The organism is Paenibacillus sp. LS-5, from assembly GCF_056121505.1.
In genome coordinates this window covers 163,888-186,356 of sequence record NZ_JBWAVA010000007.1, presented here as the reverse complement: position 1 = coordinate 186,356, position 22,469 = coordinate 163,888, and the positions used below count along the sequence as shown (strand labels likewise).

General features: G+C 50.1%; 25 protein-coding genes. 18 read left to right on the top strand and 7 right to left on the bottom strand.

Annotated elements, in window-relative coordinates; genetic code table 11:
- The first annotated feature begins 143 nt into the window (after positions 1–143).
- The 7 genes from AC0MA3_RS13410 to AC0MA3_RS13380 all read left to right on the top strand — a co-directional run bounded on the left by AC0MA3_RS13410 (position 144) and on the right by AC0MA3_RS13380 (position 4,998).
- Complete coding sequence (locus AC0MA3_RS13410; RefSeq protein WP_474656573.1) at positions 144–365, top strand: hypothetical protein; 222 nt, start codon at positions 144–146, stop codon at positions 363–365.
- Positions 366–681: 316 nt separating this feature from the next.
- Positions 682–1,632 carry a toxin C-terminal domain-containing protein gene (locus tag AC0MA3_RS13405; protein WP_474656572.1) on the top strand — a complete coding sequence of 317 codons (951 nt, stop codon included), beginning with the start codon at positions 682–684 and terminating at the stop codon, positions 1,630–1,632.
- Entirely contained in the window at positions 1,601–2,191 is a 591-nt protein-coding gene (locus AC0MA3_RS13400; protein ID WP_474656571.1) for a hypothetical protein, read from the top strand. The genes AC0MA3_RS13405 and AC0MA3_RS13400 overlap by 32 nt, the downstream gene beginning before the upstream one ends.
- 160 nt (positions 2,192–2,351) lie before the next feature.
- A complete protein-coding gene (locus AC0MA3_RS13395; RefSeq protein WP_474656570.1) occupies positions 2,352–2,594 on the top strand; it encodes a hypothetical protein in 243 nt (80 codons plus the stop codon).
- A gap of 498 nt (positions 2,595–3,092) precedes the next feature.
- Positions 3,093–3,494, top strand: a complete 402-nt coding sequence (locus tag AC0MA3_RS13390) for a hypothetical protein (protein ID WP_474656569.1) — start codon at positions 3,093–3,095, stop codon at positions 3,492–3,494.
- A 13-nt stretch (positions 3,495–3,507) separates the two neighbouring features.
- Complete coding sequence (locus AC0MA3_RS13385) at positions 3,508–3,987, top strand: hypothetical protein (RefSeq protein WP_474656568.1); 480 nt, start codon at positions 3,508–3,510, stop codon at positions 3,985–3,987.
- 339 nt (positions 3,988–4,326) lie between these two features.
- Positions 4,327–4,998, top strand: coding sequence for a DUF2625 family protein (locus AC0MA3_RS13380; protein ID WP_474656567.1), 672 nt, complete (start codon positions 4,327–4,329; stop codon positions 4,996–4,998).
- Positions 4,999–5,600: 602 nt separating this feature from the next.
- On the opposite strand, the gene AC0MA3_RS13375 is transcribed toward AC0MA3_RS13380, so the two are convergent.
- The 6 genes from AC0MA3_RS13375 to AC0MA3_RS13350 form a co-directional block, all read right to left on the bottom strand.
- Positions 5,601–6,575 carry a metallophosphoesterase family protein gene (locus AC0MA3_RS13375; protein WP_474656566.1) on the bottom strand — a complete coding sequence of 325 codons (975 nt, stop codon included), beginning with the start codon at positions 6,573–6,575 and terminating at the stop codon, positions 5,601–5,603.
- A gap of 92 nt (positions 6,576–6,667) precedes the next feature.
- The gene (locus AC0MA3_RS13370) at positions 6,668–7,009 is read right to left on the bottom strand and encodes a DMT family transporter (protein ID WP_379158844.1); all 342 of its coding nucleotides are present in this window, start codon (positions 7,007–7,009) and stop codon (positions 6,668–6,670) included.
- A complete protein-coding gene (locus tag AC0MA3_RS13365; protein WP_474656565.1) occupies positions 7,006–7,812 on the bottom strand; it encodes an HAD family hydrolase in 807 nt (268 codons plus the stop codon). The genes AC0MA3_RS13370 and AC0MA3_RS13365 overlap by 4 nt, the downstream gene beginning before the upstream one ends.
- Positions 7,813–7,870: 58 nt before the next feature.
- Positions 7,871–9,217, bottom strand: coding sequence for an ABC transporter substrate-binding protein (locus AC0MA3_RS13360; protein WP_474656564.1), 1,347 nt, complete (start codon positions 9,215–9,217; stop codon positions 7,871–7,873).
- 34 nt (positions 9,218–9,251) lie between these two features.
- A complete protein-coding gene (locus AC0MA3_RS13355) occupies positions 9,252–10,088 on the bottom strand; it encodes a carbohydrate ABC transporter permease (protein WP_474656599.1) in 837 nt (278 codons plus the stop codon).
- Between the two features lie 37 nt (positions 10,089–10,125).
- The gene (locus AC0MA3_RS13350) at positions 10,126–11,007 is read right to left on the bottom strand and encodes a carbohydrate ABC transporter permease (RefSeq protein ID WP_474656563.1); all 882 of its coding nucleotides are present in this window, start codon (positions 11,005–11,007) and stop codon (positions 10,126–10,128) included.
- 221 nt (positions 11,008–11,228) lie between these two features.
- Between AC0MA3_RS13350 and AC0MA3_RS13345 the strand changes: the two genes are divergently transcribed.
- The 3 genes from AC0MA3_RS13345 (at position 11,229) to AC0MA3_RS13335 (ending at position 13,686) form a co-directional block, all read left to right on the top strand.
- The gene (locus AC0MA3_RS13345) at positions 11,229–11,795 is read left to right on the top strand and encodes a GbsR/MarR family transcriptional regulator (RefSeq protein ID WP_474656562.1); all 567 of its coding nucleotides are present in this window, start codon (positions 11,229–11,231) and stop codon (positions 11,793–11,795) included.
- Positions 11,796–11,936: 141 nt separating this feature from the next.
- Positions 11,937–12,908 carry an EamA family transporter gene (locus AC0MA3_RS13340; protein ID WP_474656561.1) on the top strand — a complete coding sequence of 324 codons (972 nt, stop codon included), beginning with the start codon at positions 11,937–11,939 and terminating at the stop codon, positions 12,906–12,908.
- 238 nt (positions 12,909–13,146) lie between these two features.
- Positions 13,147–13,686, top strand: a complete 540-nt coding sequence (locus tag AC0MA3_RS13335; protein WP_379158863.1) for an NADPH-dependent FMN reductase — start codon at positions 13,147–13,149, stop codon at positions 13,684–13,686.
- Positions 13,687–13,848: 162 nt separating this feature from the next.
- On the opposite strand, the gene AC0MA3_RS13330 is transcribed toward AC0MA3_RS13335, so the two are convergent.
- Entirely contained in the window at positions 13,849–16,041 is a 2,193-nt protein-coding gene (locus AC0MA3_RS13330) for an alpha-galactosidase (RefSeq protein ID WP_474656560.1), read from the bottom strand.
- A 482-nt stretch (positions 16,042–16,523) separates the two neighbouring features.
- On the opposite strand from AC0MA3_RS13330, the gene AC0MA3_RS13325 reads away from it, so the two are divergent.
- From AC0MA3_RS13325 to AC0MA3_RS13290, 8 genes are all read left to right on the top strand, one after another.
- Complete coding sequence (locus AC0MA3_RS13325; protein ID WP_074113483.1) at positions 16,524–16,826, top strand: hypothetical protein; 303 nt, start codon at positions 16,524–16,526, stop codon at positions 16,824–16,826.
- A 46-nt stretch (positions 16,827–16,872) separates the two neighbouring features.
- Positions 16,873–17,550 (top strand): PspA/IM30 family protein, encoded by a 678-nt coding sequence (locus tag AC0MA3_RS13320; protein WP_379158885.1) that lies wholly within the window; start codon positions 16,873–16,875, stop codon positions 17,548–17,550.
- Positions 17,551–17,554: 4 nt separating this feature from the next.
- The gene (locus AC0MA3_RS13315; RefSeq protein WP_474656559.1) at positions 17,555–18,031 is read left to right on the top strand and encodes a PspC domain-containing protein; all 477 of its coding nucleotides are present in this window, start codon (positions 17,555–17,557) and stop codon (positions 18,029–18,031) included.
- A gap of 3 nt (positions 18,032–18,034) precedes the next feature.
- Positions 18,035–18,742: a PspA/IM30 family protein gene (locus AC0MA3_RS13310; protein WP_474656558.1), complete on the top strand. Its 708-nt coding sequence runs from the start codon at positions 18,035–18,037 to the stop codon at positions 18,740–18,742.
- 162 nt (positions 18,743–18,904) lie between these two features.
- On the top strand, positions 18,905–19,552 hold the full coding sequence (gene liaF, locus AC0MA3_RS13305) for a cell wall-active antibiotics response protein LiaF (protein ID WP_379158893.1): 648 nt from the start codon (positions 18,905–18,907) through the stop codon (positions 19,550–19,552).
- Positions 19,553–19,590: 38 nt separating this feature from the next.
- The gene (locus AC0MA3_RS13300) at positions 19,591–20,625 is read left to right on the top strand and encodes a sensor histidine kinase (RefSeq protein ID WP_379158896.1); all 1,035 of its coding nucleotides are present in this window, start codon (positions 19,591–19,593) and stop codon (positions 20,623–20,625) included.
- Positions 20,626–20,645: 20 nt separating this feature from the next.
- Positions 20,646–21,302 (top strand): response regulator, encoded by a 657-nt coding sequence (locus AC0MA3_RS13295; protein WP_379159859.1) that lies wholly within the window; start codon positions 20,646–20,648, stop codon positions 21,300–21,302.
- Between the two features lie 72 nt (positions 21,303–21,374).
- A complete protein-coding gene (locus tag AC0MA3_RS13290) occupies positions 21,375–22,310 on the top strand; it encodes a YwmB family TATA-box binding protein (protein ID WP_474656557.1) in 936 nt (311 codons plus the stop codon).
- Positions 22,311–22,469 lie beyond the last annotated feature (159 nt).

The window sequence follows — 22,469 nt, the reverse complement described above, 5'->3', positions numbered from 1 at the left end:
TAGATGTCACTCCGTCTGCTACACATACTACTACTCCGAAAAATCCTGGTTACAAAGGTGAGCCCAATACTAGTGTGAATATTTTAGATTCGAAAGGAGAAGTTACTACAGGCCTCCCACCAGTCAAATAGGAGGTATAAATCTTGGATTATAATGAACTTGTTGAACGAGTTGGATGGGGCGAGGAATTTTCATTCTACTATCATGATGAACGATACTGGATTAGTAGAAATGAAAATGAGTTGTATTTGACAAGAGAAAAAGATAGTTATTACCAGTCGTTTAAGACTTCGGAGGATTTATTCCTAAATGGCAGAATTGATGGCAAATCAATAAAAAATTTGTGGAATTTAATAGATATTTAATGGGTTGAACCTTGACAGGCGTAGTTCCTTTCAAGGTTCCTTTTTTGGTGGGGGCTACTCAGTGCCGAATAACACATCATTCACCAATAACACATTTATATTTCTACCCACACATCATACTTGAAAAGTGACGATGGTATGGGCATATTGAGCGGGTTATAGACGTGTTGAAATACTATTAATGATGGCTGACAGTAGATTTAAATGGCCGAAGTACAGACTCGTTTCTCAAGGTGCGTAAGGATGAATATTATCGACAAAAGGATTCTAGAGACGGGCGTAGTGGAGCTATTCCCGTAATTAACTGATAATACCGGTGTCAGCAGTTAGCACCACGAAGACAACGGCAGCGACGATAGCGGCGAAGACGAACAATATGGTCAATGCAGCGAGCAAAGCGCTCACCGTAGTGAAGGGGAACCTCGCTGCAGAAGGAAAAAAAGTAGCAGCGAACGTAAATACCGCGGCGAAGGCGGTACAGAGCTTTAGTGCAGGAGCAGCGCACTCGATCGTGAGTGATAACGGATTCCAGGGAGCTGCGAATAAGCTATATGGCCCAACGTCCTCGCAAGCAGGAACGAAAAGCTATAACAGCGGGAAGATCGTGGGCCATCTGGCCGGCCTGGCACAGGGAGCGATAGAGTTAGAGGCTGCAACCACCGGGGAAATTGGCGGAAGCCTGTTAACATTAAGCGGAATCGGAACGCTAGCCGGGGCTCCAGCCATCGCAGTCTCGACAGCGGTAGGCGTACATGGCGTCGCCGTAGGTGCGAATTCAGGCTCCAATCTGCTGGCAGATATCCGGGAGATGTCTGCGGGTAAGGGGTCGGGTGGCTCGGGTAAGAGTTCGGAGCCGAGTGGAAGTAAGAGCGATAGTTCGGGGACAGGTTCTGGTGAGGGTGCGGGAAATGATGCTTATAGTGGATATTATGATCGTAAGCAACAAAGAACCAATGATTATAATGATAAAACAGGCTCATGGACCCCTGCAGAAAAGACATCACCACCTAATGGACCATATCGAACTGATAAAGAAGCTGATGTAGCAGCTGAAATGCTGGGTTATAAACGAGTTCCAGAAAAGTCTCATGGCAGAGCGGTGTACACTAACGGAAAGGATTACATCTCTCCAGATACTCCAAGAAAAACAACTGGTTCAACAGATAACGGTGGGGTTTGGAAAAAGGCAGGATCTCCGGGAGATTTGCTTAGTAAAGATACCAGACTAGGAACTTATGATAAATATCTTAATAGAAAAGGTGATTAACATTAAATATTATTGGCAGATTAGCAAGTATAAGGGGGAAGAGCTTCCTTTATATGAACAAGGTGCAATTCCGACTTGGACATCGGTTTCCGATATTGGGAAAGTGATAAACGGTAAAGTCCTAACGGTTAATGAATATTTAACTGTTGAGGATTTGTATATCCAAGCTATTAAGATTTTTATGATGTATTCAAATATAAGTGCTTTGACTATTGAGCAACTTGAGAAACCATTAAATATAGAAGTAATAAAAGAGAAAAACATACAAAAAGGGCTAACTGGCATTAATTCAGATGCACTATATGATTTTTATCAATCAGTCACAGAAGGAACTGTTGTTGGCATACCTGAAATAGAATATATCAGCCGGTTAGCTCTCAGAGAAAATTTATGGACGCAGTTACAGTCTGAATCAATGTTTTTAAGGTTTGATTATGATTATTACATGGATATTGGAGGAATAGGATTATGTGAAGAGGCTATAACAACAATTCGTGAATTGGGACTTACTATAAATCCATGGGATGAACCTTATCCATTTGACTCATCTAATAGTTAGAGAGATTTACCTTGATTGGCTTCGTGCCTTTCAAGGTTTTTCATTTTTCAAAAGACATCCATTACAAATGGCCTTTTCATTGATCACTTCATCAGCCAATAAAAGAAGATTAGAAGTACGGTAGTGAATATCTGGATAATTGAAAAAGGAGAACTAGTATATGAGTGAACCAATTACTGAACTTAACTGGAGAATTGATCAAATTTGGAGAGGTTGCTCACTTGCTGCTATTGCTCGTGCCATCATGGTTGCCCATTATCCAATGTTCTCGATGGAGGATGCTCCATATGATTTGGTAGGTTACGCTGAAACTTTTGGCTATGAAGTTGAGTTTAAATATTTACAGAGCAATAATAAGTGGATGAATTATCGATATTTATTTATTAGTGGCCACAACAACTGATTCATTCCAAGAGGTAATTAATGACCGTATGTTTGATATTTCACTTTGGATGGCACGATACATTTCACTTATGTGTGACGTAACCACCATGGCAGAACATTCGGATAAACAATCTGGTCAATCCTTTTATTTGCATAAGATAACATCAAAAAGAGAATGTGCGCTTGTCGAGGCAAAGATATAGTTTGTAGCCATAAAGGGGAATAGTCCTCTTTATGGCTTTTTTTTGGTGGTAGTTCCCGGTGCTGAATGAACCCATCATTTGAAGGGCGGGCTATAACAGCGGGAAGATCGTGGGCCATCTGGGCCGGCCTGGGACAGGGAGCGGTAGAGTTATCGGCTGCAACCACCGGAGAAATTGGCGGAGGCATCTTAGTATTAAGCGGAATCGGAAGGGTAACCGGCGTTCCAGCCCTCGCAGTATCGACAGCGTTAGGCGTGTATGGCGTCGTCGCAGGTGTGAATTCAGGCTCCAATTTGCTAGCAGATATCCGGGAGATGTCTGCGGGTAAGGGGTCTGGTGGCTCGGGTAAGAGTCCGGCGAAGAGTTCGGAGCCGAGTGGAAGTAAGAGTGGCAGTTCGGGGACTAGTTCTGGTGAGGGGGCGGGGAAGGTTGATGACTTTGCTAAAGAACCTTTTTTACCCGATGAGGCATATGGTAATAATTTCCATAAGTTTGTCGAACCAGGAACAAAAAGCCTAAATAAATACGACGAATTCGGTAATCTTAAACAAACTAAATACTATGATGATTACGGAAGAGAAAAGGAATGGATTGATTATTCTAATCATGGCTATCCTGAGAATCATAGTGTTCCACATTGGCATGAGATACAATGGAATTTAATAGGAGGGTACAAAATTGACCATCCTATGGATACAAACCCACCTTTAAAATGAGGCGTGAAAAGATATGTTGAAATTTCGATATTCAGATGCAAACAACAATAGTAATTTTATTATTAATTTATTGGAAGTTATTAATGAAAAATGGAGTAACATCTTTTGGGGAGTGGGTGATATTGAAACAATACCCAAATATATTAATGATTATCCTGGTACTGGACAAAATAAATCTATTGAAATAGCTTTTGATTTTGGAAATAAAGTTGAAAGAGAAAAAATTGTATTTTTAACATTATCGCAGTTCATGGAAGTACTGGAGGATACTCAAACAATAAGGAGCGCTGTTCTTGTTTGCTTTCTGAATTATGTCCCATTTGATTATGATCTTCGTCTAAGGGTTGAGGCAAAAGATCTTAACAAAATTCAGCATGAGTTAGCACAATTAGAAATTAGAATTTTAGATGGAGATTTATTTTGTGTTTTGTCGAAAGAGAGTGAGATTACCTTATTTCTAGAGGAACGGATGCAGGAGTTTATTCTGACTTAGTCATTGATAAATGATTTGAATACCTTGATTGGCTTCGTGCCTTTCAAGGTTTCTTTAGCTCACCTGGTCGGTCTGGTACAGGGAGCGGTAGAGTTAGCGGTTGCAACCACCGGACAAATTGGCGGATGTTAAGGTACAAGGAAAGATTTTGTGAATATCCTACTGTAATGCTTAAAGAAGGTGGAAGTGGTCAAGTGTTAAACCCTATGTCACCGTCTGATAATAGAGGCGCATGTTCATCATGGACATCAACTTAGACAATATCCTAATGGAACAAAAACTAGAACTATAATGATGAATGATCATGGTAAGATGAATGAAACGGGGTGAAGCGATTAAATGAAATCATTGAATGAACTGATTGATCAATCAGAATCAGGATGGTTCTTAGTTCAGGATTGGACTTTAAAGGCAACCAATAATGTTGAGATTTTAGCTGTGAACCAACTTGAAGCGGGAGAGGTTCTGCATAAGCTACAAGTTTCAACCAAATCCTTATTAGGCACAGTTGCATATTATACAGGTGGAATCTTATTCGAGGATGGGTGGCTACGATTATTAGGTTCAGGTAGCAGTCGTTTGCCGAGAAATTTGACTTCGTGGAATGAAATAGACTCGAATGGAAAAAGTTCGAGATTACCTTCATCCTTGTTAATAGCTGATGATGTAGTTGGTGGCTTCTTTGCATTAAATGGTGGGGCTTTCGAGGGTAACCTTGGAGATGTTTTTTATTTTGCACCCGACACATTAGAGTGGGAAAGTTTAGAAATGAAATATTCGGATTTTGTAAACTGGGCTTTTGTAGGTGATGTGAAAAAATTCTACGAAACATTTCGTTGGAATGGTTGGAAAGAAGAGATTCAGATAATGAACGGAGATAAGGGCGTTTTGATTTATCCATACCTTTGGGCAGAAGGTGAACCTGTTTCAAATCGCTCAAGGTCAATTATTTCAGTTGAGGAATTATGGAATCTAAACTGGACAAATAAAGAAGAATTAGGCATTAAATAAACTACCAAGCTTTGAGTGGGGCTCCCAGTGCCGAATGAACACATCATTCAAACAAAACACATAACTTTTGTATTACCCATATGAAGATTAAGTTAATTCGTTTGTACCCATGCATAATGCTTGAAAAGTGACGATGGTATGGACGTATTGAGCGGGAGGGTTATAGCCGGGTTTAAATACTGGTCGGTTGATGGCTGACAGTAGATGAATGATACTGCGTATGTAATATCGAAAGTTGAAACTAACTTTCCCAAAAAGATGGTTGGAATCTAATCTGGAATATATCTGAGATATCATTGCATCATCGAATTGCTATCCAAGCTTTAGGGAGCGACGGGAAAACAATCACCAGTGAAACGATGAATTGCTTCATTAGGTTTGGGGAAAGCTTGACATTGTTTACATAGTTGCATTTTTCAATCGCTCCTGAACCAATCTAAGCAGCAGTAATCACGTATCGCCACTAAATTCCATAAGCAAAGCAGCGTTCTCCATGGATGGGAGAACGCTGCTTTTTGTTATTATAGTTCGTCCAGGCAAACCTTCTGTTCTTACACAAGAGAGTCCATGCCTAGTCAAGTAAATCTACACCAACAAAGGTGTCAACCCAATACACTTGCTAACGTAGCAACCTCATACTGCGCCGATTCAATCCAGCTGCCTGTGGTGAAATCCCGTCCTTTTACAAGTACTTTGTCAGTGTAGACTTCTACGTAGAAGCCTTGGCTGCCGGTCTTGTGCTCATCTGCATTCGTCCAGAGATAGGCTACAGATGCGCTATTGAACATGGTGGCTGTCTCCCCGTTGCCGGGATACCTCGTATTGTCTACTTCCAGCTCCCAGTGGGTATGTCCGGTAAAGAGCAGGGTTTGCGGATATTTGGACAGGATGGAGCGCAGCTCCTTGTCCTGAGTGACGCCGTACCAATCCTGTGACTCCAAAGATCCGGCTACAGTGTCCTTAAGCGGCTGGTGCAGGAAGAGAAACACAGGTTGTTCAGGCTTATCTGGTCCACTCATGACTGGGTCTTTCAACAATTCGCCAGCTGGCGCTTGCCCACTTGAGGGTTGCCCGATCATTGGCAAGTTGTTCTGGGACGATCCACCCGGTAACTTTTCCCCGAGCTTCTGTTCCAGCCACTGGAGCTGCTTGTCCGATAGACTGCAGAATGTTGGGAGGCCTTCCTCTGTTCCCATGAAAATAAAATGATACCCGCCGACCCAATGGTCGTGGTAGGGGCCGGGCATTCCCATGCGGGAGGTGTACAGTGCCAGGCGCGATTCCCAGTGGCCGAGGCCGACGTCATGATTCCCCAGCGTGTAGCGGATCTCAGGGAGAGCTGCCTGGTGGCGCTGCAGGATCCGGTGCACTTCGTCGTACTCTTCCGGGAGGCCGTGATCTGTGATGTCCCCGATATGCATAATCCCGCTGCTGCCTTGAGCATGCTCCGCCAAATCTTGCAGTGCCCGCTCGAAATTCTGATTGTACTCATGGGAGGGATCAGCCGTAACATGGGTATCCGTGATGATCTGAAAGGTAAGCAATGGCTGTTGACCGCCCGATACGTTTGTACTCATTGATAAGAGCGCCTCCTTAAATGTTGCATGACTGCAAGCGGGTTCAGGTGGTTAAGAATGAAATGACTTTAGTTCTCTCGCCGCTGGTCTCCCTAGTGTCCCTTAGTGCTTATGTTCAAGCCCACAATGCCGGCCACAATAACGGTCACCCATAAGAGGGAGGACAGGGTCAGCCGCTCTTCAAAATATACCGCCCCCACTACCGAAATCAGGATGATTCCCGCACCCGACCACACGGCATAAGCTACCCCGACCTTTATGGAGGTGAGCGCCACATTGAGCGAGGTGAAGCTGATCCCGTAGAAGAGGAACATCAGCACAGACGGCCAGGGCCGGGTGAAGCCGTGGGATATCTTCATGGAGATGGTTCCCGAGAGCTCGAACAGAATTGCCATCGCGAGAAAAAACCACGCCCATGCCCCCTCGGCCCTCACTTTGTTATCCTTCTAATGCTGAGCTCCGCGTAGGTCTGAACCATTACATCGGCATCCGGCAAAATAACGCCCACATCTGCATCGCCATCCGCCCTGGCTGAGTCTGCTTCCCCAGTAATCCCGATGGCTACGGCCACAGCTGCTGCCTTAGCCATCCTCATATCCCCGTTTGTATCGCCGATGACGGCGGCTCCGGCAGGCAGAACTCCAAGCTGCCCGCAGGCTAGCAGCACCATATCGGGGAACGGCTTGCCCCGTTCCACCTGATCCGTGCCGACCACAGCGGAGAAATATTCGCGGATGCCGAGCCAGCGGAGATGATTCTCTGCCGCTGCCGTTTCATCTGCAGTAACTACGGCCAGAGGAACCCCTTGAGCTGCACACTCGTCAAGAAAGCGCAGCAGGCCGGGGAGCAGGAGCACAGGTCTGCTCTGTTCCATTCCCGCATCTGCTGCCTGCCGGCAGTAATCCACCAGTTCCATGGATTCGGCCCAGGACAAGCCAAGCAGATAGCCCTGCCAGCACAGAATGGCATACAGGTCGCTCATCGTTCCCATAGCCAGCGGGCCATTGCGGTCATAACCAGTAATTCTGCCTTCTGCATCGTGAATCGTCCCCAGCAGGGACGGCAGGTGCTGTGCCGGGAATTCAAGACCGCGCTGCTGCAGCTGACGGGTGAACTGTTCCAGGAAGCATTCGCTCCAGCTTCCCCAGAGGGAGACGAACTGCAGAAGGGTGCCATCCTTATCGAACAGGATCGCCGATATAGAATGATTCCCTTGCGGAGTAATGAGCTCTGGCATACTGCCGCCCCCTTGATTAATAGTGTGGGTTCTGAATGTTGGATGAATCACTACCGGATTATTTCAGTTTATCCAGTGCCGCTTGGGCAGTCTGCTGTGCTTCCTTCAGAGCCTCAGCCGCTGGAATATTTTCAATCTGTACCTTGTCCGCAGCGATGGTCAGCGCATCGTTGATCTTGCCGCCGGTTGGGTCCTGGAAGGGAGCGGAGGCGTGCGAAGCCTGCATCAATGGGATTTTGATCTGCGGATGGGTCTCGCTGAATGAGACGAAAGCCGGATCCTTGAGCGCAGACTGGCGGACAGAGATATATCCGGTGTTAATCGACCAGAAGGCTGTATTCTCGGAGTTCGAGAAGTAGGTCAGCCACTTCATAGCAGCCTGCTTCTCGGCATCTTCAGCCTTGGCAGGAATTCCAGCCATGATCGCCTGTGCGACTGGCTTGCCTTCGCCGGCCCCAGCCCAGCCGGGTTGCTCCATAGCCGAGACGATGCTGAAGTCGAGATCGCCCTGATCGCCGCTGGAGCCGGTGTATCCGGCCGCTTGGCCTTTCATCACATCATCGATGGTCTTGTACCAGTACTCCCAGCCTTGGCCGCCGGAGTGAATGCGCATGATCTTGTCCTCATGAATCCATTTGCGGAACAGATCCCAGGTTGCGATCCATTCAGGAGAATCGATGGTTACCTTGGTGCCGTCTTCGCTAAGAATGCTTCCGCCCTTGCTGAGTACGGCATCGATCATATTGCCGGAGCCCCACATGGGTTCCCAGCCGAAGAAGGTAGTTTTGCCGCCTTCTTTGACGGTCATTTTCTCAGCGGCTGCGGCGAGGTCTTCCCAGGTTTTCAGCTGGCTGGCATCAATTCCGCTTTTCTCAAAAGCATCCTTGCGGTAGTACATAATCTGGGTTGTTCCGTACATAGGAAGGAAGTATTGCTTGCCGTCAACCTGCCCCTGGTTCAGGAAGGTCTGGACAAAATCCTCTTTATTGAAATCCGGCTGCTGGGTGATCAGCTCATCCATTGGTGCAAAATAGCCTTTGCGGGCCCAATCTATATTAGAGGAGAGCACAGCCGCAGGGACCTCACCGGTAGCAATAGCCGCCTGGAGCTTCTGCTCGGTTTCTGTGTAGTCTGCCTGTACAATACCTTTGACAATGACCTCCTGCTGCGAGGCGTTGAATTTCTGAATGAGCGATTGCATATTGTCGCCGAGCTTGCCGCCGAGTCCATACCAGAATTCGATGGTTACAGGTTTGCTCGGGGCTGGAGCGGCTACTGCAGCAGGGGCTGCGGATGCTCCGCTTGCCTCCGTAACATTATCCGAAGCGGAATTTCCGCTGCAAGCCGTGAGTACAGAGAGTCCGGCAATCATGGATACTAGCGGCAACCTTTTGAATACGTTCATCATCATTCTCCTCTTTGTTTGGAAATGTGGGGGGTTAACCTTTACTTGCGCCTGCCGTCATATTGACACTTTGCATAATGGTTTTTTGCGCCAGCAGGAAGACAAGCAGCAGCGGGGCGATGGTGAAGGCGCTGGCGGCCATGATCAGTGGCCATTGTAATCCGTATGCACCCCCTTCCACAAAAAAGCTGCGCAGACCGGCCGAGACCAGCTGGAGGTCAGGGTCTTTGGTAATCAGCATCGGCCAGAAATAATTGTTGTATTGTTCAATGAAGGTAATCAGCGCCAGCACGGCAAAGGAAGATCTAGTAACCGGCACAAGCACCGTCCACAGAATCCGCATATGCGAGGCGCCATCCACTTCACCAGCCTCCACCAGCTCATGGGATACCTGCAGGAATGCCTGCCTAATCAGAAAGATCGAGAAGATACTTACACAGTTGGAGAGAATGAGACCGGCATACGAATTCAGCAGATGCAGTTCGGACAGCACAAGATACCCGGGCAGGTAGACTGCTGTAGCCGGCACCATATAACCGAACAGAATCACGCCGGCAAAAAGCCCCTTCAGGCGGAATTTCATATGTGTCAGCGCGTAAGCCATCATGCCGGAATTGATAATCTGCATAATGACGATGGAAGTGGCGACAACCATACTGTTACCCATATATCGTGAGAACGGCGCTTCATTCCAGGCTGCGGCAAAATTACCCCATAGCGGCACTTCAGGCCAGAGCGTAGGCGGGGAGCGCCAGATTTCGTCATTTGTTTTCAGCGCGCTGGTAACCATCCAGTAGAACGGGAAAGCCATCAGCAAGGCAAGCGCGGCAAAAAAAAGATGGCGGGCCGTTCCTCCCAGCCGTGTGAGCATACGCAAGCGGTGGACCTCCTTTTCGGATACACTTGGATTATTGGTAATGCGTAGTCCGCTTACTGACGCCGAAAGAGAAAACGGACAGCAGCATGCAGATGACGACAAGAACGACAGCTACAGATGAGGCCTCTCCGATCTGGAAGGATTCGAAGGCGGACTGATAATACAGATACAGCAGGGTGCGTGTGGAACCGGAAGGACCGCCCTGGGTCAGCACATTGATCTGATCATAGGCCTGAAGCGCCTGAATTAGCTGGACCACGAACAGAAACAGGGTGGTTGGCGAGATCAGCGGCAGCGTGATGCGAAAGAACTTCTGCGCTGCGCTTGCGCCATCTAGCTCACTGGCTTCAAGCAGGTCTGAAGGCACATTCCTAAGCGCCACCAGATAAAAGATCATCGCCCAGCCTACCGATTTCCAGATGGTTACCAGCAGCACGCCGATCAGTGCCCATTTGGGGTCCTGCAGCCAGCCGATGGGTTCGAGTCCGAGGACATCAAGTACCGTATTGGCAAGCCCGACCTCAGGTTCATAGATCCAGGACCAGACGATGGATACGGCAACGGTTGGTGTGACCCATGGCGAGAACAGCAGCACCTGATAGAGGGCGGAGCCTTTCAGCTTGCGGTTCATCAGCAGGGCAAGTCCAAGTCCCAGCAGGATGATCGGCAGTACACTGCCTGCACAGAACAGCACGGTAACTCTCAGCGTTTTGTAAAAGGCCGGGTTGTTAAAAAGGTCGATGTAATTTTGCAGTCCGACAAAGGTTTTCTCGGGGCTCATAAAGTCCCATTCCGTGAAGCTGAGATACAGCACATACAGCAGCGGCGCCAGCCAGAACAGAACGAAGGGAACCATCGCCGGCAGCGTGAACAGCACGGGCTTCAAACCGTTAATAACCTTTGAGCGTGTCATTTTTGTTCCAATACCCCATTCCATCACTTGTCTTTTGCGGTATAATCCAGAGAAAAGCCTCTCTGTTCAAAAAAAATTGTACACTCAGAAGCGGAGCTTGTGGTCAAGCAGAAGTAAAGGTCGTTCGGAAATTGTGTAAAATTTGTAGAAACCCTGCCGTAAAGCTCCGGTTTTGTGTAATGTAGAGAGGACAATTCTAATTAGAGTGAAGGTGCAGCGAGATGAAGCAGGCCGCATTTGGCGAGAATAATCCGCATTTATCTCCACGGGAGCAACGGCTACGCGGAGTAATCGATGCGATTGCGCAGACGATGGATTTGTATGGAGCGAATTATTCCTTCGGGCAGCTCTACGGGATTATGTTCTTTGAGGACAAGCCGATGACGCTGGAGGAAATGAAGCAGGTTATGAATATGAGCAAAAGCAACATGAGCTACGGCGTACGTTCCCTGATCGCTTCCCGGATGGTAACCAAGCTGGACGAGAAACGCGAGCGGAAGGATCTGTATGCCGCCGAGACCGATTTTTTTCAGGCGTTCAAAAACTTCTTTACCCTGAAGCTCCAGCGGGAGATTGATGTGATGCAGGAGGCAATGGGTACGGCAATGCCTGAGCTTCAGGCGCTAATTGACTCGGCGGATACCCCGGAAGAGGAGCGGCAGGCCTGCCTGAGGGATCTTGATAAGCTCCAGCACGCAGTAGAGTATTATGTCTGGCTGCAACGGTTTGTGACGGGATTGGAGGAAGGGGAGTTCTTTGGCATGAACGGACTGCCCGGCAGGGAGTAGTGGCTGAGGGAGTATGTGTTTAAAATGCTTCTTTTGCGTAAACATAGTCCTAAGAATCGAATGTCCCATGAAGAGATTGGCAAGCCGGCTGCTTGATGAAATGGTTAGCTTGTTTGGTAATAGAAGAAAGGATTCAGATCTATGAAGAGAGGATGGTGGGGCATGAAGCAGACTGGAGTAAATTCGTTGTATGTGACTATGATTGCGTTGTTGTCTGTTTATTTGTTTTGGGGAGGCACATACGTCGGCATGAAGATTGCGATTGAGACCATGTCACCTTTTCTTATGGCGGGTGTACGTTTCTGCGCTGCCGGAATTGTTCTATACATAGTCGCCAGATTGAGCGGTGCCAGACGTCCGGCGGGTGGAGAGTGGAGGTCTTCGGCAATGGTCGGCGCACTGCTGCTGCTTGGCGGCAATGGACTGGTGGCGTGGTCGGAGCAAAGGGTCGCCTCATCCATTGCTTCCCTGATCGTTGCCGCTGTTCCAGTCTGGATGATGCTGTTCGGTTGGTTTGGCCGCAGCGGTAAACGTCCTAGTCTCGGCGTTATCGCCGGAATTGTGCTCGGGCTGCTCGGTATTGCTGTGCTGGTCTTCCAACCGGGACAGGAGGCGAAGAGTACTGCTACTGATGTGACGGGCATCATTACCTTGCTTGTAGCCTCCCTAAGCTGGGCTGCAGGGTCGATGTACTCAAGAAGTGCCGGGTTGCCGGACTCCCCGGTGATGTCGACAGCTGCACAGATGCTGACCGGTGGGGTGCTCCTGATCGCATTTTCCTATTTTACCGGCGACTGGTCCAAGCTGGATGTCACAGCAATTTCCCTTCGTTCTTATGCTGCTGTGGGTTATCTGATTGTCTTCGGCTCGATTATCGGATACACGTCCTACATCTGGCTGCTCCAGAATGCCGATGCCACCTTGGTTTCGACCTATGCGTTCGTGAACCCGGTAGTCGCGGTATTCTTGGGCTGGCTGCTCGCCGGTGAGCAGCTTACGGTCAACACGTTGACCGCCGCCGTAATCATTATTGCTGCCGTGGTGCTGGTTACCCTCTTTCGCAGCCGGACGGTACCGGTCAGGAAGAAGCAAGGAACAGGACAGGGGGGCTGAACGGTAAGGTGAAAGTCCGCTGCACATCCCTTTACCGAAATATACGAATCCCATAAAGTTCACACTTTCCATAGTTTTAATGCGTTAGCAGTTTTGAAGATGACGGGTTACCCCTACAACTATAAAATGTACTTGAAGCTGTGTGGTTTTTGAAGATTTATCTTCTGGATAAGCTGATTCCTGGAAGTAAATAATGGTGATAGATTGACAAACACCATTATTTTGGAGGAGGAACATCATGTCTGCATTGAAAATTGGAATTATTCTGGGCAGCACGCGGCAAGGCCGTTTAAGCCCGCAGGTGGGTGAATGGGTGAAGGGGATTGCCGACCAGCGCGGCGACGCCAATTATGAAATTGTGGATATCGCAGATTTCAAGCTGCCATTACTAGGCGAAGCGGATGCTTCGGAACAAGCCGGGCGCTGGAATGAAAAGCTGAATTCACTGGACGGTTTCGTCTTTATCGTAGCGGAGTACAATCACAGTATTACAGCTGCGCTCAAGAATGCTCTAGATTATGCCCGCGAAGCATGGAACAATAAAGCTGCAGGGATTGTTAGCTATGGCTCCGTCGGAGGAGCACGTGCAGCCGAGCATCTGCGCGGCATTCTGGGCGAGTTGTCCATTGCGGATGTCCGTGTGCATCCGGCGTTATCCCTTTTCACTGACTTCGAGAACGGCCAGACCTTCAAACCGGCGGATCTCCATCTTACGAACGTGAACGGTATGTTGGATCAAGTGATCGCCTGGAGCGGTGCGCTGAAGACGCTGCGCTGAAAAAAGTTAGACTGAAAATGTTACGTTAAAGACTTTACGTTATACCTTGTATTAAATACCTTGTGCTTAAGTTGTTGTCGCATAAAAACAAACATCCCTCACCTCCAGGACTTCCTGGGGCGAGGGATGTTTGTTTATTAAGGGGATATCTATCTATACTTTCTATTGTTCTACAGCAACAAAGTGGAACAGCTTGCTCTGAAAGTCCCCGTGCAGCTCCGGCAGGAGCAGACCGGCGTACATTAGCCGGTCCCCGCCATACACCGTTCCGGTTTCCTTGAGGACGTAGTCCTTCTCCGGGTCCAGCCCCTGAAGACGGAGACGCGGGCGGTTCGTGTTCGGACTGGCCAGTACGCGGAAGTATCCCGCCAGTGCCTCAGTCCGGCCTTCATTTACGAACATCCAGGCCGTTTCATTGCCTTCAAACGGCGATAGTAGCCGGTACATATCGCCCTGCTGAACGAGAGAACGGATTTCTTTGTAGAAGGCTACCTGAGCAGCCGCTTCTGCCTGCTCCTCGGGTGTGAAGCGGGTCAGGTCCAGCTCATACCCGAAGTTGCCGGACATGGCCACGTCGCCACGCATCGAGAGCGAGGTGTTGCGGTGCACCTGATGGTTCGGCACAGCCGAGATATGGGAGCCCATGCTGCTTGCAGGGTAGACGATGCTGGTACCGTACTGAATCTTGAGACGTTCAACAGCATCTGTATCATCGCTGGTCCAGGTCTGTGGCATGTAATGAAGAATGCCCGGATCAAATCTGCCGCCGCCGCCGGAACAGCTTTCGAACAGCACATGCGGGAATTTGGAGGTGATCTCTTCCATTACCCGGTACAGACCCAGCATATAGCGGTGAGCCGTTTCTCCCTGACGCTCAGGCGGCAGGCTAGCGGAGCCGATCTCGGTCATATGCCGGTTCATATCCCATTTGACATAGGTGATCGGGGCCGATGCCAGCACACTGCTGACCGACTCGATAATATAATCACATACCTCCTGGCGCGACAGATCCAGAATCAGCTGATTGCGGGCCTGACTGCGTCTGCGGCCTTGCACATGCAGGCACCAGTCCGGGTGAGCACGGTACAGTTCGCTCTCCGGTGATACCATCTCCGGCTCGAACCAGAGGCCGAACTGCATCCCGAGACTCCGGACCCGCTCCACCAGATCGGGCAGACCCTGCGGCAGCTTGCGGGTATCCACGAACCAGTCGCCCAGCGAAGTTGTATCGTCATCGCGGCGGCCGAACCAGCCGTCATCCAGCACGAACAGCTCGATCCCCAGCGCCTTGCCGGCACGGGCGATATCTTCGATTTTGTCGGCATCGAAGTCGAAGTAGGTGGCTTCCCAGTTGTTGATCAGCACCGGACGGGGCTCGTCGCGGTATAACCCCCGCGCCAGGCGGGTCCGGTACAGCTTGTGGTAGGTCCGGGACATCCCGCCGATGCCCTGGTCGGAATAGACGAGCACCGCTTCGGGCGTCTGGAAGCTCTCGCCGGGAGCGAGCAGCCAGCGGAAGCCGAATGGGTTGATGCCCAGCGTTACGCGTGTAGTTCCGTATTGATCCACATCGGCATTAGCACTGAAGCTGCCGCTGTAGACCAGGCTGAAACCATAAGCCTCTCCGCTGTCTTCCACAGTCTGAGGAGACAGGAGGGCCAGGAACGGATTTTGCTGATGGCTACTGGCGCCACGTTTGCTGTCAATGCCCTGTCGTCCATTGTGCAGAGGAGAACGAACGAGGTGGCGTTCGCGGGCCCAGGACCCGGACAGCTGGATTAGCTCGTAATTGTCATTCGGAAAATCGAGCGCTGCCGATAAAGCACGGTTCAGCTTCAGAGGTCCGCTGCCGATATTTGTTAGCTGTGCAGAGCGGATAATGGCATCGAAGCCCTTCATTATAGTATAAGACAGCACAGCTCGCAGGCCTGTTGTGGTATCCTCCAGTACAAGCTGCAGCGTTTCTGCTTCATCGCCGCTTTCAGCATATACAGCTGGCAGTCCCACCAGTGCCGGTTTACCATTGAGAATGCTGTGGGATACATAAGTAAGCTCCGTTACAGAAGTGCCGCTCAGTAGCTCCGCCTCATAGGCAGGCTCCCGGAAGTCCCCCGAGCCATAGCCGGGGTATTCCTGGGGGAGCATGTCCAGAGAGAAAGCATTATCCTTGGGATCAACCGTGCTGCTGAAGCCCATGAGCTCGGGGCTATAGAGATCAGATATAGCAGCGCCGCGGATTTTCCGGCCCCAGTGCAGATGCACCGGATAGGAGCTGCGGGCAAGACCGAAGACATAGCTGGTATTTGCAGTTTGCAGATGAAAGATTTGATGCTCGGCATCGTAAATAATGGACAAGGTAACAACCTCCTGGGATGTCTGCAGATTTAGAGTGGCGGATGCAGGAACGCTTGGAATACAGATCATACTACGAAACTAATTGAATCATAATGTAGCATGCCCACTGTCCGTCATAAGCCGCCATTGCTGCACACGGACAGTGGAGAGTCAGCCTCAGTATAAGCCGGTTCTGTATCTAAATCTATGGAGAAAAGCAGAGTCCGTATGGACGAATGTCGCTTGTTTATGGAAGAACGCTGCCTCTCGCTAAGAACGCTGAATCCGTTTTGTTTAAAGGAAGCTTCATGCTAGTCCGTTTGCTGCAGTCTTTCCACAACCGCACCAGGAGTACTTACCTTCCGTCCAGACATCCTGCAGTCGCATAGCCTCCCCGACTAAGGTCCAGTACATAAAACCGTCCACGGTCTGTTTTGAAAGTCTGCGGTTTGCCCTAGAATAAGGCTATAAGGTTCAAGGTTAACGAAAGGCGGTGAGAAAAAATGCAAAGAAGACAAGGTAACGGACTTGCGATTGTCCTGATCGTGCTTGGAGCGATTATGCTGATGGGGATTGCCCTTCCACTGATCCACGGAATGTTCAGACTTCTGTTCCCGGTATTGCTGGTTGTTCTCGGATACTATGGAATTAAAAGCGGACGCAAGGTTATCGGCTGGGTGGTACTGTTCATCGGTGTCATGTCCCTGATCGCCAAGCTTTCCTGGATCATCGGACCACTACTCGGTATCGCGCTGGTGGTATGGGGTATCTCGGTACTGAAAGGTAGAAGAAACGGAACATATTAAGCATTCCAGGGTTACTTAATAAGAAGCAGGGAGGGAGCCAAGAATCATGAGTGTTTTTCGCCGCATGAGGGATATTACCGTAGCTAACTTGAATGAACGACTGGAACAGAGCCAGGATCCGGTGAAGCTGATCGATCAATTTCTACATTCAACACGTGAGGAAATCGCCGAAGCCGAGAGGCTGTACCAGCAATACGCAGCCCATACGAAGCAGCTGCAGCAGCAGGTGAATCAGGCGACGGCTATGAGGAACAAACGTGAAGAGCAGGCTTTGCTTGCACTCAAGGCTGGCGAGGATAACCTGGCTAAGCTGGCACTGCAAGAGAAGATCATTCACGAGGAAAAGCTGGAGCAGTACAGCGGTCTGCTGGAGCAGAGCCAACAATCACTCTTTGAGCTTGAAGGTCAGCTGAACGAGCTGAAAATGGAGTACCAGACGGTATACAGCAAACGCCAGTATTATGCAGCACGGATGGAGTCGCTGCGGTTACAGCAGCGCATGAACCAGAGAGCTACAGCTTTTGGCAATGGCAGTGACGTTCCCAAGATGTTCGGCCGGCTGGAAGACCGGATGAGCGATTGGGAGCTGGAAGCGAAGAGTCTGCGCGATCTGCGCCGCATGGGTCAGGAATACGCCATTCAGGCTGGAGAAACCGTGGCGACTGTACTCGAAAGAGAGATGGCCCGCCTGAAGGAGAAACTGAACAATGATGGAAAGGAGTAGTTCTATGACGCGATTGTATCGTTCAACCCGTGACAAGGTGATGACAGGGCTGGCAGGTGGATTGTCCGAGACGCTCGGCATCGACTCCACCCTGTTCCGGATTTTGCTGGTGGTCAGTATTCCTTTTACCGGCGGAGCAACTATTCTTGCTTATTTTGTCGCAGCGCTTATTATACCCAAAGAGCCGACCCAGTATAATCCTTTCGGTCCTGGACCCGGCGCACCGGGTGGCCCTTATGGCGGTCCTTACTCAGGAAGACCTGAACATGGACGCGGACCTCAGGGTCCTCACGGACAGGGTGGATACGGCCCTTACGGCAGCCAGCCGGGTTACAACCCCGGTTATGATAAAGCGGGTGCCTATTCTGCACAAGACTCTGGTATTGATGCCATGATGAAAGATATTGAGAAGAAAGCTCTGCAAAAAGAAGTCGAAGAGCTCAAACAAAAACTTGCTAAATACGAGAAGGGAGAAGTGTAAATTATGGGAGTATTTCAACGGATTAAAGATATGACAAAAGCGTCGGTAAATGACTTGCTGGATAAGGTAGAGGACCCAATCGTAATGCTGAACCAATATCTGCGCGATATGGAGGCTGAAATTCACGAAGCTGAGGTAACTGTAGCGAAGCAAATGGCTAATGAGCGCCGCATGAAGCAGCGTGTTGAGGAAGCCGCAAAGGTATCCGGACAACGTGCAGCCCAGGCTGAACTGGCACTGAAGAATGGCCAGGAGGAAGTTACCCGTAAGCTGCTGGAAGAAAAAATCTACTTCGACCAGAAGCAAGCCGAGTACAGCGAGCTTCACGCTCAGGCTGAAGTGCAGGCTAAGGAACTGGTACAGCAGCTGCATGACATGAAGGATGAATTCTACAAGCTGCGCAACAAACGCAATGAACTGGTCTCCCGTGCCCAAATGGCCAAGGCCAAGAAGCAGATGTCGCAAATCAGCAGTGTTCATGCCATCGAGAGCGGAAGTGCATCCCTCGGCTTCCACCGGATGGAAGAAAAAATCATGCAGCTTGAAGCGGAAGCAGATGTGATGCGTGCACCTTACAGCCCTTCGGCAACAGCATACAGCAAACCGGTTGATGCCGAAAAACAGCTGAAGGTGGAAGAACAGCTCGCCGCACTCAAGAGCAAGCTGAACACCCCTCCATCATCCCCTTCTTTGGATAAAAAAGAAGAATAAAGCCTGTTCCATAATTACAGGCGAATATGATATGCTGATCAAGGTAAAGCCATACGGTATGGATCTTCCATACCGGTATGGCTTTTGTAGCGGGATGCAGGAAACTTAAGGCTTATGCTTACAAAGTCAGTATTGCTCCGCAAAACTTATAGGAGGTGCGAAATGGATAAACGGAACCGTATGATTGCCATAGGACTGATCGGCGTCGGCTGCTTGATGATATTTGGCAGATGGCTCGGATTTTTTTCCATTGTCGCGCTTCTGTTCCTGCTGCTCGGAATCTACCGGACAACGTCGGGCAACGTCAAGCAGGGCTATAAGCTGCTCGGGGTTGGTGCAGTACTGCTGCTATTGGATCACCTGCTGCTGGTACTGGGGATTTGCCTGATCTCCCTGGGGATGTTTTTTGTCAAATCCAGACGGATGCAGCGCAGGGGCGGGTTTATGCAGAAGCAAAGCTTCTCCTCCAGATTTGACTGGGATCTGTCACCATGGGTGATGCGCAGCCTAAGTGCCTGGCATGTGCTGGGTGAGGTTGATATTGATCTGTCGCTGGCGATGGCGGAGGACCGGGAGACGGTGATGCTGTTCCAGGGGATTTTTGGGGATACGGATATTCATCTGTCCGAGAATTATGGGGTGGAGATCGAGGCATTCGTGCTGTTTGGTTCGATTGAATTCGGCAGCCACCGCGATACGGGCATGTTGAACCGGTTGAACTGGAAGTCGGCTAACTACGACAGCTGTGAGCAGAAAGTGAAGTTTAATATTTCTTATATTATGGGTGACCTGGATGTGCGGGCAGATTGAGTAGTCTGACACAGAACCATGAAGGAGGGCTTCCCGGCATGGGCAAAAAAAGCAGCAATATGGTTACGCGCAGCATGGGTGAGGGGGCTCTTTTCTCATTGGTCATGCTGCTCGTGATCCTCTACATCATGTATACATATGGATATCTACAGCCGTTCGAGGATTGGGAAATCGGTGTGAGGACAGCGGTATCGCTGATTCTGCTGCCGGTGGTATTCGGTATCGTCTTCGGCTTCTACCAGGGATTCCGGACCAAGCGCAAGCTGGAGCTCCTGCGGGCTACACTCGTAGCTTGGGAGAAAGGCAATCTCACTCCGGCGATGCCGGAGCTGGGTAATGATGAGCTGGGCCGGCTCAGTGAGCAGCTTAGCCGGATCAGCGGCAAATGGGAGAATCAGGTGAATACGCTACAGCGGCTCTCAACGAACAACGCCAAGCTGGCCGAGCAGGCCCGCGTCACAGCGATTATGGAAGAACGGCAGCGGCTGGCGCGGGAACTGCATGATGCCGTATCGCAGCAGCTGTTCGCGATCTCCATGACAGCAACGGCAGTAGGGCGGACGCTGGAGAAGGACTTTGACAAAGCGCAGCGGCAAATTGCGCTGATAGAAGAAATGTCTGCTGTCGCCCAGTCTGAGATGAGGGCACTCCTGCTGCATTTGCGCCCGGTCTATCTGGAGGGCAAAGGGCTGCGGCAGGGGCTGCAGGAGCTGATCAAGGAGCTGGAGATCAAGGTTCCGATCAATATTGTGTTCGAGATGGATCCGGATGTGCAGCTGATGAAGGGCATTGAGAATCACTTGTTCCGCATCGTGCAAGAAGCTATATCCAATACCTTGCGCCATGCCAAGGCGGAGAAGATGGAGATTCGGCTTCACCGCCGGGGCGATACCGTCCGGCTGACCCTGCGCGACGACGGGATCGGGTTCGAGATGGATGAGAGCAAGCAGACATCCTACGGGTTGTCGAACATGCAGGAGCGGATTATTGAGACCGGAGGCTCGATCCAGTTCATTACCGCACCGGGCAAAGGCATGCGGATAGAGATTACCGTACCATTAGTCAATGAATAGGAGGCAAGGCTACCATGGAGATGGAGGAAGCGGAAGCGATCAAAGTACTGCTTGTGGACGATCACGAAATGGTCCGGATTGGACTTGCTGCGGTGCTTGGCACCGAGGATGGGATCGAAGTGGTAGGTGAGGCAGGAAGTGGGGAAGAAGGCATACGGCTGGCCCAGGAATACAATCCGGATGTGGTCCTGATGGATCTGGTTATGGATGGCATGGATGGGATTGAAACAACGAGACAGCTTCTGAAGCTGTACCCGGATTGTAAAGTAATTGTGCTTACTAGCTATCTGGATGATGAGAAAATGTATCCGGTAATTGAAGCCGGTGCATTCAGCTATCTGCTCAAAACCTCCCGGGCCAGCGAAGTGGCCGATGCCATCCGCGCTGCTGCAAGGGGCCAATCGGTACTGGAGTCGCAGGTTGCCTCCAAGATGATGAACCGGTTCCGGTCCAATGCCAAAGGCGGAGAAGCCCCGGCCTATAAGGAACTTACGGAACGCGAGATGGAAGTGCTGAAGCTGCTGGCTCAGGGCAAATCCAACCAGGATATCGCGGATCAGCTTATTATTGGGATTAAGACTGTGAAATTTCATGTGACGAATATTCTTGCCAAACTGGGTGTGGAGGACCGTACCCAAGCGGCCATTTATGCTTATAAGAACGGACTTGCGGAATAACCGCAGGTATAGAATCTCTTTTCCTGGATATCCTGTTTAGTAGATTACTAGACCGGATAGAGAGGGAGATTGATGATGAGGAACAGAGGAACAGGCAGAGGTGCAGGCAAAGGGATACTGCTGATGATCGGGTTATGTGTGGCGGCAGGTCTTATGGCTGGATTCCGCAGTGCTGACGCTACCGTAGATGCAATCTCGGCTGAGGTCGTAACTTCGGCTGAAGACACTGTGTCATCCTATCAGTCTACTTCCTCAGCAGCTATACATGCACCTTCACAAAAGGACGTTTCCTTCGTCCCAACCAGGGTTTCATCTCAAACTGCGGCAGACTCGGGTACTGGCAGTCTTGCGGATTCCATCGAGCGTATGGCTAGCCTTGGCACTGCAGTTACGTTGCCGGATTCACCGCTCCGGTTTGTCTTGAAGTGGCAAGGCGAATATAGCAGCGACACATCCGGCGTACTTGCTGATGAAGCTGCGCAGAACCTGGCAGTGAAGCTTGGGCTTGGAGTGGTCAGCCGGTCTGACGAAGACGGGCATATGACCTCCCGCGCGGCTGCGGAGTTGGCCGGAGTGAATGTCTCACTCTTCTGGAGTGAGCTGGGAGGCGGACGCAGCTATGTGATCGTGACCTTCGAGACGGCGGATCTGCTGGATACGCCGGAGCTCCCGGCCGCTGCGGAAGCGGCTGGGCAGAAGCTGCTCCAGGTGGGCATAACGGCCGAGTGGAATGCCTCGCTGCAAGGTACCGCGAGGGATCAGAGCGGGCCGGAAGCCGCATTATTTTCAATAGAACAATCCATCGAAGAACAGCTCCCCGGAATGAATCCGGAAGAAAGCTACGAAGACGTCACTACATACAGCCGTACTTACAGTGTTCCCGGCCTGAAGCGAACGGTCACTAGCGGCAGTCATTCGATTGCGCTGCAGTTGGCCGTCCATAAGAACGGCAACAATCATACTAACCGGGTAACGCTTGGAATGCCTTTAATTACTATTGAATACTGAGCAGGGGATTTCTATACTCCATGCTACACAATATATCCTGAATAGCCGTTGCCCGGACCTTATATCCTGTGGCGGCTTTTTGTTATACGGGAAGGCTGACGTCCAGAACTTCCGCATGTGGGCTCCGTGTTTGCGGAGCTTTTGGCATAACGGTATAAT